The organism is Eremococcus coleocola DSM 15696 (genome assembly GCF_000428865.1).
In the GTDB taxonomy this organism is placed as follows: Bacteria; Bacillota; Bacilli; order Lactobacillales; family Aerococcaceae; genus Eremococcus; species Eremococcus coleocola.
In genome coordinates this window covers 14560-31315 of sequence record NZ_AUAT01000027.1, presented here as the reverse complement: position 1 = coordinate 31315, position 16756 = coordinate 14560, and the positions used below count along the sequence as shown (strand labels likewise).

General features: G+C 40.7%; 18 protein-coding genes and 2 pseudogenes. 2 read left to right on the top strand and 18 right to left on the bottom strand.

What is annotated here, in order from left to right; all coding sequences use genetic code 11:
• The 8 genes and pseudogenes from G396_RS0107220 to G396_RS0107185 form a co-directional block, all read right to left on the bottom strand.
• On the bottom strand, positions 1 to 281 hold a 281-nt coding region (locus G396_RS0107220), incomplete at its 3' end, for a helix-turn-helix domain-containing protein (protein WP_028125234.1).
• Positions 282 to 678: 397 nt separating this feature from the next.
• On the bottom strand, positions 679 to 2019 hold the full coding sequence (locus tag G396_RS0107215) for a metallophosphoesterase (protein WP_028125550.1): 1341 nt from the start codon (positions 2017 to 2019) through the stop codon (positions 679 to 681).
• A 78-nt stretch (positions 2020 to 2097) separates the two neighbouring features.
• On the bottom strand, positions 2098 to 3162 hold the full coding sequence (locus G396_RS0107210) for a hypothetical protein (protein ID WP_028125549.1): 1065 nt from the start codon (positions 3160 to 3162) through the stop codon (positions 2098 to 2100).
• A 24-nt stretch (positions 3163 to 3186) separates the two neighbouring features.
• Positions 3187 to 3533, bottom strand: a pseudogene (locus G396_RS10455) (DUF1304 domain-containing protein).
• 19 nt (positions 3534 to 3552) lie between these two features.
• Positions 3553 to 3963: a peptide deformylase gene (locus G396_RS0107200; RefSeq protein WP_028125548.1), complete on the bottom strand. Its 411-nt coding sequence runs from the start codon at positions 3961 to 3963 to the stop codon at positions 3553 to 3555.
• 24 nt (positions 3964 to 3987) lie between these two features.
• Complete coding sequence (hemW, locus tag G396_RS0107195) at positions 3988 to 5118, bottom strand: radical SAM family heme chaperone HemW (RefSeq protein ID WP_028125547.1); 1131 nt, start codon at positions 5116 to 5118, stop codon at positions 3988 to 3990.
• 97 nt (positions 5119 to 5215) lie between these two features.
• A complete protein-coding gene (locus G396_RS0107190) occupies positions 5216 to 5437 on the bottom strand; it encodes an NAD(P)-binding domain-containing protein (protein ID WP_248623919.1) in 222 nt (73 codons plus the stop codon).
• Positions 5438 to 5759: 322 nt separating this feature from the next.
• On the bottom strand, positions 5760 to 6272 hold the full coding sequence (locus G396_RS0107185; protein ID WP_051221200.1) for a DNA-deoxyinosine glycosylase: 513 nt from the start codon (positions 6270 to 6272) through the stop codon (positions 5760 to 5762).
• Positions 6273 to 6474: 202 nt separating this feature from the next.
• Here G396_RS0107185 and G396_RS0107180 point away from each other — a divergent pair, with 202 nt between their 5' ends.
• Together G396_RS0107180 and G396_RS11245 are read left to right on the top strand one after the other, a co-directional pair.
• Positions 6475 to 6906: a MarR family winged helix-turn-helix transcriptional regulator gene (locus G396_RS0107180; protein ID WP_006418233.1), complete on the top strand. Its 432-nt coding sequence runs from the start codon at positions 6475 to 6477 to the stop codon at positions 6904 to 6906.
• Between the two features lie 99 nt (positions 6907 to 7005).
• Positions 7006 to 7415, top strand: a pseudogene (locus G396_RS11245) (VOC family protein); the annotation flags it as partial.
• A gap of 181 nt (positions 7416 to 7596) precedes the next feature.
• Here G396_RS11245 and G396_RS0107170 read toward each other — a convergent pair.
• The 10 genes from G396_RS0107170 to G396_RS10440 all read right to left on the bottom strand — a co-directional run bounded on the left by G396_RS0107170 (position 7597) and on the right by G396_RS10440 (position 16587).
• Entirely contained in the window at positions 7597 to 7782 is a 186-nt protein-coding gene (locus G396_RS0107170) for a DUF4298 domain-containing protein (RefSeq protein WP_006418374.1), read from the bottom strand.
• A 306-nt stretch (positions 7783 to 8088) separates the two neighbouring features.
• On the bottom strand, positions 8089 to 9006 hold the full coding sequence (locus G396_RS12140; protein WP_028125543.1) for a ZinT/AdcA family metal-binding protein: 918 nt from the start codon (positions 9004 to 9006) through the stop codon (positions 8089 to 8091).
• Positions 9007 to 9126: 120 nt separating this feature from the next.
• Positions 9127 to 9954 (bottom strand): pneumococcal-type histidine triad protein, encoded by an 828-nt coding sequence (locus G396_RS10990; RefSeq protein WP_051221198.1) that lies wholly within the window; start codon positions 9952 to 9954, stop codon positions 9127 to 9129.
• Positions 9955 to 9968: 14 nt separating this feature from the next.
• Positions 9969 to 10886, bottom strand: coding sequence for a metal ABC transporter solute-binding protein, Zn/Mn family (locus G396_RS0107155; RefSeq protein WP_028125542.1), 918 nt, complete (start codon positions 10884 to 10886; stop codon positions 9969 to 9971).
• A 256-nt stretch (positions 10887 to 11142) separates the two neighbouring features.
• Positions 11143 to 11319, bottom strand: coding sequence for a hypothetical protein (locus G396_RS11835; protein WP_155857432.1), 177 nt, complete (start codon positions 11317 to 11319; stop codon positions 11143 to 11145).
• Positions 11312 to 11614 (bottom strand): alpha-amylase family glycosyl hydrolase, encoded by a 303-nt coding sequence (locus G396_RS11830; RefSeq protein ID WP_006418353.1) that lies wholly within the window; start codon positions 11612 to 11614, stop codon positions 11312 to 11314. The genes G396_RS11835 and G396_RS11830 overlap by 8 nt, the downstream gene beginning before the upstream one ends.
• 85 nt (positions 11615 to 11699) lie before the next feature.
• Positions 11700 to 12944, bottom strand: coding sequence for a LysM peptidoglycan-binding domain-containing protein (locus G396_RS0107140; protein ID WP_028125541.1), 1245 nt, complete (start codon positions 12942 to 12944; stop codon positions 11700 to 11702).
• A gap of 182 nt (positions 12945 to 13126) precedes the next feature.
• A complete protein-coding gene (locus tag G396_RS0107135; protein WP_028125540.1) occupies positions 13127 to 13894 on the bottom strand; it encodes a glycosyltransferase family 2 protein in 768 nt (255 codons plus the stop codon).
• 320 nt (positions 13895 to 14214) lie between these two features.
• Entirely contained in the window at positions 14215 to 15294 is a 1080-nt protein-coding gene (locus G396_RS0107130; protein ID WP_028125539.1) for a YveK family protein, read from the bottom strand.
• A 3-nt stretch (positions 15295 to 15297) separates the two neighbouring features.
• A complete protein-coding gene (locus G396_RS10440) occupies positions 15298 to 16587 on the bottom strand; it encodes an O-antigen ligase family protein (RefSeq protein WP_051221196.1) in 1290 nt (429 codons plus the stop codon).
• Positions 16588 to 16756 lie beyond the last annotated feature (169 nt).

The following is a 16756-nucleotide window of genomic DNA, read 5'->3' as shown; positions in this document are numbered from 1 at the left end:
GAGGGATTATTTATCCCAAGTTCATTAGCCAGGGTTTGATAGGATTTTTCGCCGGATTCATAAAGTGTAATAGCTTTCAACTTAAATTCTACACTGTATTTTTTGTTTTGACGAGAGCGTTTTAACCCCTTAATCCCTGACGTTTGATAGGCATTGACCCACCGCCTAATCTGTTGAGTATCCTTCATGTTGTATTTTTTAGCTAACGGTTTGTATCCAATCGTATCCGAAAGATATTCTGCGACGACTTTCATTTTGAATTCTAAGCTATATTTAGCCATACAAAGACCCCCTAAAGTTGGATTTTTTGGTCCAACTTTAGGGGGTCAGTACAGATGGCTGGAGGTGTTTTTTCTTTATTGGGCTGATTTGGGATGTGGACTTGCAAAGATTTGATTTTTAGCAAGTCCCACGCCATCTTTGTTGCGAAGAACTTGTTCTTGGTAACTCTAGTCAAAAATTAGTGCAAAGAATCAGTTCTTGGCAAGTCTTACTCTAATTTAGTTACGAAGATTCGATTTTTCACACCACTAAACCAAAAAACGGTGCCTAACCCTAATCCTTCGCACTACCAAACCACAAAACAGTACCAAGCCCCAATCCTTCGCACCGCCCTCCAATTCATAATAAAGAAAAACGACGGGCCAAGCCCGTCACTTCTTAATATCAAAATTATAATTACCAATCCACCTGCAAATACTTATTATCCTTATCCGCTTCCTTCAAAATCATCTGTGGGTACTGGGTTAAGAAGAAGGCCTTGGTTTCCGCTAAGTAGGGTTCATACTTAGCATAGTCTGCCGCTAATTCATCTTTATGTTCGGCCACGGTACCAGCAAAAAAGTATTGGTTGAGGCGGCCGATAAAGGCCACAATTTCATCCTTTGGCGCCTGGTCCGACAAATAATTGTCAGTATAAACTGACTCAGCCAACTTAACCCGGTTAGCTGCTTGATACACTTGTTCAATATAAACCGGATAATTCATCAAATCATTATCAGTCTGTCCGCTAGCTTGGGCCCAGTCCGCCACATCTAATACCTGACTGTCATAGGTCAAGCCTTGATCATCCATGACAATATGGCCTACTGAATTAGGATACACCGCAAAAGATCCTGTCGCAACATCATAGCGATCAAGTCCAGAAGCGGTCGTCCGGCGACCGATATTCTGGGCATGAATATGACCGCAAAAAGTCACCGCCATATGATAACGGTCTAATAATTGTTCTAAATCGGCCCAATTATTAATTGCGAAGGTCCCCTCAAAGCCTTTAAAATGGTTAAAAGCATTATGGTGGAGGACAAAAATCATATGCTGACCATCGGCTTGGGCTTGCGCTAATTCTTGGTCAAGCCAAGCCATAGTTGTTTCACTAATTCGCCCGTCGGCTTGGGGAGGATTAGTATTTTCTTGACCTTCATAAATATTCGAATCCACCATAAAAAGTCTATTTTTCTGGTCTAAGTCTACCGTATAGGAACGAGACTGTGGATCCTTACTTAGAGCTGTCTTATAGCCAAAATCAGCCATTAAACTTTCGAAATCCTCTGGCATTATTTGAGCAGTTTTAAACAGGTCATCTTTAGTAAATCCACGCGCCCAACCATTGGCTAGATCATGATTACCTGGCATGGTATAAACCGGCACCCCTAAATCCTCAATCCGTTTAAAAACTACCGCCAAATCTTTTATGGAAGCTAATTCCCCATTAAAAGTTAAGTCACCTGAAACAATGAGACCATCGGGCTTAGGCTCAGCCTGGTCAATAGCATAAACGAGGGCTTCTAAACGGTCAGCTGAATGATAAATCTCTAAACCAGCTGCAGTATCTTGCATATATTGAATCTTGTCACCTACCTCATAAAGGGTCGGCGATAGATGATGAATATCTGTAACTAACCATAAATTCAAGGACTTTCCTTCTTCCTCGGCCGCGACTTGGCCAAACGTAATTAATCCAAACAAAAATATGGTGATCAAGGCGACAAAAAATAATTTACCAAAAAAATTTTTCATAAAACTCCATTCTAATCCTAAAAATTAAACAGCCACCTATAAAATTAGGCAGCTGAAGTAATTTAAAAAGCAAGTCCTTCATGATTTTTGATAGGCAGCTAATAATAACTGGGTTACTTGAACTAGCCTTTCATCCACTTTGTCTTTCCTGATTAATTCATCTAAGTCGCTCAAGTAAGTCTTGATTAAATCTCCGGGTAACTGCTTTAACAAAGCTTGATAATTTTCTAATAAGACTAGAGCTTGGTAACGGATTGAATCAGGTAAATTTCTTGCTAAGACCCGGCTCAGGGCATCAAAGCCCACTTGGTCATTGCCGGCCCGGTAGGCTAAGTCAGCCACATCGAAGTCCAATAAGTAGTCAAAAACCGGCTGATCTCCATCAGCTAACTGGCTTGGACGTGGTAACCCGATAATAGGCTTTAATAAATAATAGGCTAGAACCCAGTGTCCTTCTTCTTTAAGGGTGTGGGCAGCATAATAAATGTGTTGGATCTGGTCAGGGCTTTGATCAAATGCCAATAAATTAGCCAAAACGCCGTCAGATTCAGACGCTGAATGTTGATAATTCCTAGTTTCACTTGCCCGGCTGGATAGATTGAGGTCTTCCCAATCTTGTCTTTGAGCTAGTTCTTTTGGAATTTCAACCTGCTTATATAGTTTTAAGTCGCCGGCTAATTTTTTCCAGGACATGCCTTTATTTGCATCAGTGGTTTGTAAAACTATGCCCTGCCATTGGAAGCGACCATCATTTTTGATAATTAAGGGTTCTAAATATTCAGGTCCATCTTGGTCGGTCACTAATACCTTATAAAAATCGGCCGTCAACTCGCCCAAATCAGCCTGACCAACTAACCAACGTTGTCCATCTAAGCGGATCAAATAATCGCCTAAGCCTTGGGCATAGGCCAAGGCTTGGTTTTGGTTGTGGGTCCAGGAAACCCAGGCATCTTGGTGGTAGTGGCCTGGCAATCCTTTTTCCTTAAAAAATTCTTGAATGGCAGCTGCCTGGTCTTGGTCCCCAGAGGAATCAGACACCACATAGGTTGCCAAGTCAAAATGATCCAAAATATGTTGTAAATACAGGTCTAAATGGGTGAGTTTGGTCCTTAGGAGGAGTAATAAAACCAATTTTTCGGTCATGACTTGACTCCTTTCTCAATAGGGCTAAAAAATAAAAGATAAAATCAAAGTAATAATAGCTAAACCACCTTGTTTAAATAAGATAGCTGGTTGGCTAGTGGCGCCACCATGGGCGGCAACTGCAATAATATAGACCAGTAAAGTCCGTAGCCAGAATAAGTCAGGGTGGATAAAGCTGGTAATTATAATCAAGACGGCTAACAGTCCATTGTAAACCCCTTGGTTTTTAAATAAGGTGGTCACAGAGGGACGGCTTAATTCAGCTTGATTCATATTAAACACCCGACTGGTCGCGTCTGACTGAGTGAGTACATAATATAAAAGAATTCTAAGGCTACTAGTGTAGCGAATATTTTAATGATAATTGACATGTGTTTTCTCTTTTATATTTTAAATGAGGATTCCGGCTAAATGATCCATTTCATGTTGGATAACTTGGGCCAAGGGTCCTTGGAAACGACGATTTTTGGGACAAAAGTGTTCATCTAAGTATTGAACTTGAATTTCTTGATAACGTTGGGTAGGTTTTTGACCAGTGTGGGACAAACACCCTTCCTGGGTCTGATAAGGTTTAGCTTGAGACGTAATTTCCGGATTAACCATAACTAGGTCTAGCGGCCCCATGGCTACAATGATGATAGCCTTGTTGATCCCAATCATATTGGCAGCCATACCCACACAATGATGGCGGTGAGCCTTTAGGGTGTCTTTTAAGTCTTGAATCACGGCTTGGTCTTCCTTGGTCGCTGGCTTAGCCTTCTGACTCAGGAAAAAATTATCGGTCACTATTTCTTTAATCATGACGATCCTTTCTATCTGCCGCGGTTAGAGAATATCTAGGTAGAACTGGTTCCCGACATCCAAACCATAATCGGTAAAGGAAATATGATCCCCCTCGATTTGAATCACCTTGTAATTCAAGTGTTTTTCCAGCGCATCCTTATATTTTTCCTTGAAATCAATGCCAAACCGTTGGTTAATAACCGAAATATCAAAACCTTTACGCAAGCGCATATTGAGCATGATAAATTCTTTTTCCCGTTCTTCTAGGTCCATCATTTCTGAACTTTCAACGGGCATCTCCCCTTGGTCAATGGCGGCAAAATAATCTTTAAAACGACGGGTATTGGTAAAGCGGCGTAAGTCAATATTAGACGAGGCCCCCATCCCGACACCCAAGTAATTTTCAAGTTGCCAATATTTTTTATTATGCCGGCTTTCTTTACCATCCCGGGCAAAGGAAGAAATCTCATATTGGTTAAAGCCAGCTTGACTTAGGCGGTCCTGAATATTGTGGTACATGTCGCGGTCGGTTTTTTCATCGAAGAGTTTAATCCGACCAGCCTTGAGCCAGCGTTGGAAGTTGGTATTATCCTTAATCATCAGTGAATAATAAGAAATATGGTTGGGATTGAGTTCGATAGCTTGGTCAATATCCCTATTCAGGATATCCATATCTTGGCGGGGATTATTGAACATAAGATCAATCGAGACATTATCGCAACCTAAGTCGCGGAGTAAATGGAATTTATCAATGGCCGTTTGCCGTGAATGGAGGCGACCCATAATTTGCAAAACCTTGGGGTCAAAGGATTGGACTCCCATGGAAAAGCGGTTAAAACCCTTGGCCTGGTAGGTCTTGATTTTTTCTTCAGTGACAGATTCAGGATTCATCTCGATTGAAACTTCGCAATCATCGGTTACCTTGAATGTGGCATAAATCCCGTCCATAATTTTGGCCATCAAGTCTGCCTCCAAGTGGGAGGGAGTCCCCCCGCCAAAATAAATGGTATCCAAAATGTAGTCCCGGTCTTGGTAAAGTTGCATTTCTTTAATTAAATAATCCACATATTGGGGAATAACATCATCTTGGTCTTCAAAAGTCAGGAAGTCACAATAATGACAGAGCTTTTGGCAAAAAGGAATATGTACGTAGAGGCCAATCGTTTCAGCCATGGATTTCACCTAATTTCTTTGGGTTTAGCAAGGTCTACGCCAAGCTCATTAGATTCATTATATCATTTTTGCAATGGCAAACTAATATTTTTTGAACTTAAGAATTTTCTAGAGCTGCGGCTAAGGTTTGCTTAGCGGCTTCATAATCTGAAGCCATTAAAACTGTGGTTGGATGACTGTCCGCCACCTTACCTGAAGCAAGGGTTCCACCAAAGGTTGTATTCAAGGCTTTGACCACCTTAGTTTCTGGCAAAGCAGCTTGTAATTCTGCAGCGGCTGAGCTATCAGCAAAAATAAAAGCCCAGTCCAGATAATTCAATAGTAAAAACCCAAAACAATCACTATAAACAAGAGGTAAGTCAGACTTATCTTGGAGCCACAAGCTTTGGTCTTTTTGAACAAGAAAAAATCATTAACAAAATACAAGTAACACCTAAGATTTTTTCGCAGATATTTAAAATGGGAGCTACTTCCACCATCTTCATAATCGAATTAGAAAACAAGCAAAGCATTGGCAGGACCATATAGGCTAGCTATTGGAGGAAAAATAATAAGAGTCCAGACCACCAAAAAACCCAACACTGATCATGATAGATTTTCCAAAGGCGCACCATAATATTCCTCCATTTTTTGAAGTTATTTTAAACTAAGTAATCAAGCAGCTTTTGCCAGGCAGTCACCAGGTCTTCTAAGCGATAACGGGCATTAGCAGGACTGGTCGACGGTACTTTTTGAGCAGGGATGCCGGTTTCCTTAGCCTGGTATTTTTGATAAGTTTTGTAGGACAGGCTTCCATTACAAAAAACTGCCTGAATGGTCGATTCCTGAATTATTTTATTCAAATCTGAAGGGACGACATTTTGAATCGAGGCATCGGCTGACCCAATGATGTCACATTGGTAAATCGAATCATAGACTGCCAAGTGGTGGTCCAGGAGAAATGCTTTACGCTCTGGAATTTCCCGGCTCAAGTCAACCTCAAAGAGAGCCTCCATTAAGGGCCAAAACCGGTTTTGTGGATGACCATAAAAAAAGCCATATTCCCGAGTTTTAACCGAGGGAAAAGACCCTAAGATGAGAACTTTTGACTCATGATTATAAACCGGATCGAGGGGATGAATAATCGTCTGATAGTCATTATTTGCCTGGATCATAACTATACTCCTATTCTTTAAGCAAAAAATTTATTTAAATAAATGTCACCATTATTATAGTTAATCCTGACCGAGGATTAAAGTCCAAATCCAGTTGATTCAGAAGATCAGTATATTTTTCATATAATTGTCATTCAAATGCTTGCAATAATGTTGTTAATTAGCTATAATTAATTTCGAAATCGAAATAAGGAGGGATGAGATGTCGCGTACCCACGATGCTTTGGATGCCTTCATTGGAATCAAACGCACCAATGAAATGCTTAATCAAGCAGTTCGTAAAGATGTTGCGCAGCATGGACTTAAGGTCAATGAATTTGCAGTTTTAGAGTTGCTTTACCACAAAGGGCCCCAAGTGACCCAAGATATCAAAGAAAAAATCTTAGTTGCTAATTCATCCACCACATATATTATAGATAAGCTGTGTGAAAAAGGTCTTACCTATCGCCAAGCTTGGGATCAGGATAAGCGTGTGATTTATACCCACCTTACGCCCAAAGGCCATGACCTAATTGTATCAATTTTCCCCAGCCATCAAGAGATGATTACCAACCTGTTCACTCATTTAAGTGATCAAGAAATCCAGACTCTTAAACTTTTACTCAAAAAAATGAATGGCTATCATCTTACCTAGTCAGCCTATTTGCTTGTCCCGCTTATGCTGGTCAGCAAATAGGTTTACTTTTTTAGAGATAATTCGAAAACGAAATAATTTTAAGCTAAAGAAAGAGGAATACCTATGTCAACCTTACTTGGAATCCACCACGTGACTGCTATTACCAATGAGGCCAAACGCAATTATGACTTCATCACCCAGTTTTTAGGCATGCGGCTGGTCAAAAAATCTGTAAACCAAGATGATATTCAAACTTACCATACCTTCTTTGCCGATGTGAAGCTCAGCCTGGCACGGACCTGACCTTCTTCGACTTTCCTGGAGTACCGGCAGGAGGAAAAGGAACCAATACTATTTCTCGGATTGGTTTACGAGTCTCTAATAATGCCGCTTTAAGCTATTACGCCGACCGTTTTGACCACTTCGACATTAACCATGGGCCAATTTATGATTTTAATGGCCACAAGGTCATGGATTTTTCCGAGTCAGATGGTCAGGATTATCGTTTATATTCAGATGAACACAATTTTATATCAAAGCTATGTTATGTCAACAAGGAAAATGCTCTAATATGAATTAGAATTTCGATAAGATTTTTTATCCACTATCATCCGATTGCCTAAATTGCAGAGGCGCTGATCTAGTTCCGCTTGAACAACAATCAGGTTATAAATACTATCTTCTGCCAAAACCCCGTGAGCCTGACCCTTAAACTTGTCCGTATGGTTGGAATCTTCCACATCTTATTAAGTAATCAAGACTATCATAATAGGCTAGTAAGGCTTCATAGTCAGATCGATTAGCCTCAAACTGGTCTAGGGGTGATTCCAATGCTTGTAAAACCCTTTGAGATTTATTTAATATTTTTTCATATTCAGCAACATGCTCGGACATAAAATCCCACCTTTTTTATTAGCTTACCCTTATTCTACTCTGTCTCACGTCAAAGCATAATTTATAATCCTAGACACAAAAAAAGCCACCTTAGGAGTAAGTGGCTTTATTTTGGTTTGTCTTTTAAACAAATTCAAAGGAGAGTGGGGACTCATCAGCGCTAATCTATAGTTTTCGCATAATCAATCTGCCTCCGCACAAGAGATTAGAAAGACTCCGTCGCAAAGCAACACAAGTTTTCCCAACCAGCCCTTGCGGTTAAACTATTTAAGGCTTGTCCTGTTGGAAAACAAGCAGAACCAGAAATTAGTGGTTCATTTGGTCAGCGAAGATTTCATCGCCATCCCAGTCAGCTGGGTAATAAGTTGGCCAGTTGTCCATTTCTTCTAATAATTTTTCATGGTCGTCGTTAGAGAAGAAGATATGGAAATGTTCAACATGGTCACTTGGCGCGATGTTGTGGTCTGAGAATTGTACTGACATTGGAGCGGCTTCGTCGCCATCAGTCTTAGTGAATAAATAACGTACACCACGGTTACCTTTTTCATAGTCTAGAATCTTGTAACCTTCGTATTTGTATGTACCAGTGGCTTCTTCATCACCTTTGACAAAAGTTATTTGGTCGCCTTCGATATTAATATGGTCTACATCAGTTTCATAACCCACTTGGTAATATTCTTTATATTCTTCAGCGGTCATCTTAGCACCTTCAGCAGAAGCTTTTTTATCCATGACTGGATCTAAAGTGCCGTCTTCTAAGAAAGGTAAAACAGATTGCCATTCACCTGCATATTCTTCTAAAGAACGGTCTTTAACATCGGCATCATCAAAGTAACCTGCATAGATATCTTTTTGTTTATCATATGCTTCAGCCAATTCAGGATGTTCTTCAATATTTTTGTCAGCGGCAGCCACTTGTTCTTCAGTTAAGTCAGCGGCTTTAATTTTATGGAAGTGGTCACCATGGGCCATGATGTACATATCGTCTTCTTTTTTGACAACTTTTGAAGCGTCAAATTCGAATTCATGGTCATGATCATGGTGATGGTGATGTTCTTCTTCACCTTCATGGTCGTGATCGTGGTCTTCTTCGCCTTCGTGGTCATGGCCTTCCATTTCAGAAGATTCTTCCGCTAAGACAAAAGCAGTTTGGGGTACAAAACTATATAAAGCACCAGTAAATAAGGAACCAAGTAATAGTGCTGATACTAGGGATTTCTTCATAAAATATATTTCCTCCTAAAACGTAATAATTACATTCTACTTAAATTTCAAAAATTGTCAAGACTTTTTAAGCAATAAATTGTAATTAATACTATTTATTTAAAAGGTCTTGACTTTATACTAATTTTTATTTAAATCAACCAGATTGTCAGCATCCTGACCAGCTTCTAGACTGAGGCCATAATGGTCATCACCATCTTTGACTACCGAACCCCCGTCCACTTCATAAACGGATTCAGCCTGGTCATCCTCTAACAATAAACGTTTATCAAACTTAGCATCTTTGGGTGCTTCTTTCGGGAAGACAACCACTTGGTCCCCCATCAGTGTCGCAAAGCCATCCCGGTATAAATAAACCACCGTATAATCCTTGCCCAGGTTACTTTCTTTAAGATAGTCAGCCGGCATGAGTTTATTTTCAAAGCTGATTTTAGCATCTTCTTTAAGCCCTAAGTCGGCCTTCAATTGATAAATAGCCGTTGCATCTTGGGGATGAAGTCCGTAGGATTGTAAGGTAATTTCATCCTTGGTCCGCAGGTTTTTAGCTTGGCTTGGATCTTCATAGTAGAGATAGCACTTGTCGTCGATGGTGACGATATAGCCGCCTTCGACTTCAGTATAGACATCGGCTTGGTCGAATTGGTAGTCCTCCGGTGCTAACAAGCTATCAGCATAAATTCCTTCATAAGGCGGCTTACCATCATAAGTATGATAGTGGTCACCATGAGAGGTCACATAGCCTTCTTCTGAGATCCGGACAATCACTTGTTCTTGGGCTAGACCTTCGGCTTGGTCTACCTGTGCTTGTTCATCGCCTTCTCCGTCGGATTGATCTTGGCTCTCAGACGTGGACTCATCGATATAGTTAATCTCAGCCTGAACTGCTGGGGTGGATAGCCCCAAACTGATAAAACCAACTAAGGTCAAGGTCGTCAATGATTTTTTCATCGGAAAAATTCCTCCTATTTACTTAAGACATCTGATAGAACTTTCAATTGGGCTTCCATATTTTCTAAGAAGGTTAGGTCATTTTGAGGGTCAGACTCGAGCGGGCTCATTTCAACCACATCGACCCCGGTATTTTGGGCGACCACTTGCGACACCTTATTGGAAATATTAGGTTCTACAAAAATCGTTTTTACATTGTTTTCTTTAACAAATTGAATAACTTCATTTAATTGACGGGCAGAGGGTTCTTGGTCTGAGGAAATACCTGATATACCCAATTGTTTTAAGCCAAAGCGTTCAGCTAAATAATAGAAGGCCGTATGTTGGGTCACGAAGGTTTTTAACTTAGCCTTGTCAAAAATTGGTGTATACTTGTCCACCAAGGCTTGAGCCTTATCTTGGAAGGCCTTAGCGTTGGTTTGATATTGGTCGGCATTATCTGGGTCAATTTTGGCTAATTGGTCCGCAATCACTTGGGCTTCTCGACCTGCTTCAATTGGATCTAACCAAGAATGTGGATCATATAAATTAGATTCATCTTTACCTTCCATGACCTCCATATCTTCAAGGCCCGGTACCTTCTTGAGTTCTAAGTCTTCGGTGGCTTGAATCATTTGCACCTTATGGTCACCCTTGTTGGCTTCCAAATTTTTGGTCCAAGATTCTAGCGATTTAGAATTGTAGATAAAAATGTCGGCGTTATAGATAGCTTTAATATCTGCGGCAGATGGTTCAAAATCATGGATTCCCTTGCCTGAATTAATCATTTTCACTTCATGCAAGTCCCCCACAATTTCAGAGGTAATAGCATACATAGGATAGAAAGACGTAACAATATTTAAGTCTTTCGCTTGGGCTTGCACTCGGTTCAAAGGTAGGATGGTTGCGAGAGTCATTAAGACTGCTAGTACGAGTCGATTTATTTTTTTCATAGTCTGCTCCTTTTATTAAAAGTTAGCACTCGCTGTGCGAGTGCTTCATCTTTAAAATCGTAACAATTACTGTTTTAAATGTCAATTACTTGGTGAGATTTTCTGTAAAAATCATGGAGTAACTGTGCGGGTGTTTCTGCTGGAGAGATGGTGCAAAGATTTGGTTTTTGACTTGCCAAGAGTTGGTTCTACGCAACTCTTTGCAGCTTTCACTTGCCAAGAGTTGATTCTTCGCAACTATATATAATACTTACCGTCATTGGATTTTATCCGTATTGGCATCCACAGGGTCTTTCCATATCATCCCTTTGAAGCGGTCTAAAATCTCTGGATCGGTAATTGAACCGTCGACCCCGTCGACACCATAGCCAGCATGGTTTAAGACCACATTCACCATAATGGCAATGCCTCGGTCAGCCACTTCGTCAATCAAGGGTCTTGAGTTCTGCTTCGGTATCTAAGTTTGGACTGATTTTTTCAAAATCGCTGGCCCAATAGCCATGGTAAGCATAGAACTCATCCCCAGCTGGTGAAGATATAGATTGGTTAATATTTTGTACGATTGGGGTTAACCAAATAGTTGTAACGCCTAAATCGGCCAAGTAATCTAAATTCTCAGTCACGCCTTTAAAGTCGCCCCCATAAGAAAGACCTTTAGGGTTTTGAGGATTTTCTGCTTGGTGGGAATTATTGGATGAATCCCCATCTTTAAAGGGGTCGGTCACCATGAGGCATCCGCTACCTAACCGACAGCATAAAAAAAGAGATTGGGCAAAGCCCAATCCCTTCAAATTTACTAGTTAATAATTTTTGCTAATAGAATGACACATGGACATGGTCATAATGGTTGGCGGTGACTGAGCCACGGTCTTCCATTGGTTCCCAAGCGCCTCCGGTCCAATCACCATAAATTTGTTGTTTCCAAATAACATAAGAAACATCTTGGCCAACACGGCTAATTGCATATTGAGCCACTTGGTCACCTAAAGCTGAACTTTCAGGCACCATAAAGTCAACGGCCTTACCTTGACCATGATCACCGGGGTCTCCTGGACGGTAGGTTGAGAATGATGTGATACCATAAATACTTGCGACTTCATTCATAAAAGCAGCAGCTTGTGGTTGTAAACCAGATGTATCAAGATTAGCATCATAGGCCGGTTCTGCTGGTGTTTCTGGTTCAGTCGTTTCAGTTTCGGCTGGGACCACTTCTTCTGGAGTTTCAGTTTCAGCGGGTGCAACTTCTTCGCTCACTTCTGGCTCAGCGGGAACAAGTGCATCTTCAATGGTTTGAGATTCGTCAGGAGTAGTTGCTTCTTCGCTCGTTTCTGCTTCAATCGGTTCAACGACTTCGTCAATAACAAGTGCTTGATCTGACTCGTCCGCTTCAACCTCAGCAGCAGCATTTTCACCATCTTCAGTAACTTCCGCCACATCAAGTTCAGATACTTGGTTTGACTCTGGTAATTCAAGTTCAGCTTGGTCATTTTCAGCTGCACTTGCTTCAGCTTCAGTCGGTGCCACCCATTCATCAACTGGGTCGACGATTCCTTGAGTCTCTGCCACTTCTTGACTAGCGTCATCTGGAGCAACCCATTCTTGGACAGGCTCTATTAGGTTGCCGCCCGCTTGGTCGCTTTCATTAACATCCAAGTCATAGCTTTGACCATCAAACGTCACTTCTTGGTCTTCCAGGTTTACTTCCGCAACTTGATCGGCACTTCCATCTTCTTGTGGAGCCGTAATCGTCACAGATTCAGCTTCTTGGTCGGCATTATAAGATGTTTCCAATTGAGTCCCTGGAAAAATTAGGTCAGCGTCAACAATATCATTTACTTGGGCTAAGACCGCTACATCAAAATCCATCGCTTCAGCAATGACAGAAAGTGTATCCCCATATTGAATGGTATAAGTTAAGCCATGATTATTATCGCTGACTAAGTCAGCAACTACTTGGTCCACTGTACGTGCTTGCCAATCTAAGGCAAGAGTTGGTGCCATGGGTGACATCAAAATTGCAAGTGAGGAAACCATTATTATTTTTTTCTTTAAATTCATATATATCTCCCTTGTTTTTCTTGATAGAAAATACTTTAGCATATTTTTTCCTAAAAAATAGTCTAATTCCACCTTTTTAAAGAGAGCGGCATTAGACTGTAATAGTGATGTAATAATGAAATAAAAGTTACCTCACAATGACTACTTCTGTAATTTTGCTGTCATTTAAGTTGAAGGATAACTTAGATACGGCGGGCAACCGCATTAAAGACATAACAGGTAAAATAATAAATTGCTTTAGGTAAGGGTAGCTTTTCAAGATTATAATAAGTATTCCAGGTACGTTTTAGAGCCCCTAGCTTATTAGAAGAAATAGACCCTTCGACTTTACGATAGTGATTTAAGACCCTATCTAGGCCATATGCCTTAATCCCCCGTGTCCGCATCAATATCAACCAGGTTGCGGTATCTTGTCCCTTACGGACCAAAGGCATCTGAAAATCCCCAACGATGGTTCGATCAATCATCACGGTTGAACAAGCAATGACTGTATTTTTGAGTAAATCCGTATAGGATAATTGTTTAGGTAGTTTGATCCTTTCCTTGGTAATCTGACCATCCTGACTCATTTGGGCAAAATTCGTATAAGTAAAAGCCAATTTTTCATGTTCCATAAAGGCCAACTGCTCGGCTAATTTATTAGGTGACCAGACATCGTCTGAATCGATAAAAGCAATGTATTGACCTTGGGCAACCTCAAGTCCCCTGTTACGTGCTACTGCGGCGCCAGAATTTTCTTCCAAATTAATGAGGCGAATCCGGGAATCATATTGATATGATTCAATGATTTCTTGCGACCGATCCTGACTACAGTCATTAACCAATAAATATTCAAAATGCGGGTAAGTCTGACCCAGGACGGATTGGATGGTTTCATCCAAAAAGGCCTCAGCATTGTAGACAGGGGTAATAATTGAAATGAACATACTTTTATAATATGCCTTATCCATGATAAGACCTCCTTTACTCTGATTCATATACTTCTCCTTTGCTAAAAAGAAAGACAATTTCGCATAGGTAAGACATGACACACCTATTGTAAAGGCTTTCTTTGTTTTTTTCCAATAAAATTAATTTATGGACCCTATTAGTTTTTCCTATACTGGTCTAGGGCTATATATAAAAAGAGAGCAGGTATGAAGCAGAATCGCATGATTTCCGCTTCATATAACCGCTCCCTATCATCAACTAAATGTACCGACTAGGTCAAACTAGCTCCTAGATTAAGGATTAACCTAAATAATGGCTAGTCCTTTTTGACAAGAAAAATTTATACCACTTGAATAATCCTTAATGGCTTACGATACAAGGCAGCTAATTCTTTTTGAGCTTTATACCAAGCTTTAGACGTTTGATTAGAATAAATCAAAATGACAATCTCATCAATCTCTTCTAAGGAAGCTTGATCGGTCACTAAGTCATTCACCACTTGGGTGGTTTCGTTAAGGACTTGGATTTTTTCCGTTTCCAAATTATTATCGCCCTGGGTCACAACTAAATGACGGTGACCATAAGGAATGGCTAAGATACCTAACAAACGGTCAACTAAGGGACTAGCTTGTCCCTTATCTTTTGCGGCTACAAGGATTTGACGATCATGGAAGTCCCAGGCATAGTCAAAAGCATAAACAATTTGCTTCCGCATCAACTGCCGGATAAAAAGAATCAAAATCGTTAAGAAAATCCCTACCACAAAGCCTGCCACCCCATAAACTCCAAACATTACCGGCGAAGTATGACCATAAGGGCTCAAGGCTGTAGCTGTTTCAACTTCAGGCGTTAATTTAGGATCCAATAATTCACCAATTTGAGGCTCAGTAATCATAGTGATGGCCTGTTTATCGCCAAAGGGTTTATCTTCAGATTCTAATAAGTCAGCATAGGCTTGAGCAACTTTGAGGTTTTCGTTCGGGTCTGGTGACACGACAAAACGAAAAGTTATGACACTAGATGAAGTATCCCGGATTCCAGCAATACCTCCCCGGAACTCACTAGACTTCCGTAATTCCAAGTCTTTTTCTGCTTGCAGCATTTTAGAAATAGGAACCTGGGTCTTTGCTTCGATTTTCTTGACCACTGCTTCAGAGGTAAAATACTGGTCAAAAACATAAGAGTTATTAAAAACCGACCCATCATCAATAGTAACAATGGCTTGAAATTCAGCCGGTTCGCTCTGATAAACTTGCTCTAGGTAGTTATAGGCTACCTGGTTTTTATTAAGAATCAAGTGATCTAAGGCAAACCGTACTCCAACAGCTAGGCCGGCAAAGACTAGAGCGCCCAAGATAATCCGAAATAGATTATCCTTTAAAAAACGCCACAATTCTGCTAATAAGGTGGTGATACTCATTGATTACTCCTCACTTTCAATAGGGGTGATGCCACCCGCTTGTTCACTTAATTTGATATAGGCTAAGATAAAGGCAAAATAAACCCAGTGCCATTCAATCAACATATTCGAGGCTGATGTCACCAGAGCTACAGAAAAAGCAATAAGAAAGGCAAGGAGGCTATGGTGGATAATCCTATGGGAATTCCACTGTTTAGTTCGAGTTTGCCATAAGGACCGGATCATCAAAAGATACAAGCTGACATAGCCCGCAAAAACCAGGGGTCCATAGGTCACTAAGATTTCAACCCACCAATTATGCATATTCACAATAACTTCTGTATTGAGAAATCCAAACTCAACCATCCAAGACTCCACTTGACCTGCACCCACCCCCAGACCCAGGGTCTGGCCAAGGAAAATAAAACCATTCCGCCATAAATTGATGCGGACACCGTCCGCTGAGATGTCGCCGACCCCTCCTAGATAAATCAGGGCAGACACTTTTTCACGCAGGGGGGGGAGTGCAAAAATTGTAATCATACCTAGCACTAGACCAACCAAGCAAACTTTAAGCAATTTTTTGCCATTCAAATCCCATTTTAAGAAAGATAAACCATATACAATAAAGAAGAGAGCCACGGTAATTAAAGCCATCCGCGACTGGGTCCGGTAAATTAGGTAAACATTCAAAAGGCTTAAGCCATGATAGAACAAGGAAATCCACTGGCTTTTGGACCGGGCAGCCCAAATCAGGTTTAAGGGGAAATAGGCTAAGAGAAGAACTCCAAAATCATTCTGGTTCTCAAAGGTTGTAATCGGCATCCGGGTTAGAGGCTGACTAGCAAAGGTCCCGTTCTTATCCAGTTTAGCCATATTTGCTAGAAAATAATGGTTGGTGAGGATTTCAAAAAAGCCCCAAACTAAGAGAAGAGTCAACATAATCCAAATGACCCGGGCCAAGCGATACCAATCCTGCATCGAATTGACATAGATATAAAGGGACCAAATTGCAATGACCCCCAAGGTCAAAAGGAACATGGCCTGGACATAGGTCTTAAAGTTGATGATCCAAAAGACCGTCATCAAAGCCCAGAGCCACCAAATACTATAAACGGCTAAACCATAAGTGGCAGTTGAAGACGAGACTATTTTTAATTTTTGACTACCCCGCTTTAAATGGATAAGGGTTAAGGGAATCATACCTAGGGCGAGAACCCGGTAAAGAGTCAGTTGAGCTAAGGGTGTCGAAATGGCCAATACTTTTGACCCTAGAAATACCGAAGCGACCATCAACATAAGATACCAAATCATTGTCTTCCCCCTTCCATCAAATAATTCTGCCTTATTATACCAAAAGCAAGCACAAAAGCATAGACTTGCTAAAAATGAGCGGGGTAAAGGTAAATTATATCTGATTTCTATTTAGTGATAAAAAGCTGAGCCCAATTGCGAGCTCAGCTTAGACCTTCTACTTTATAGG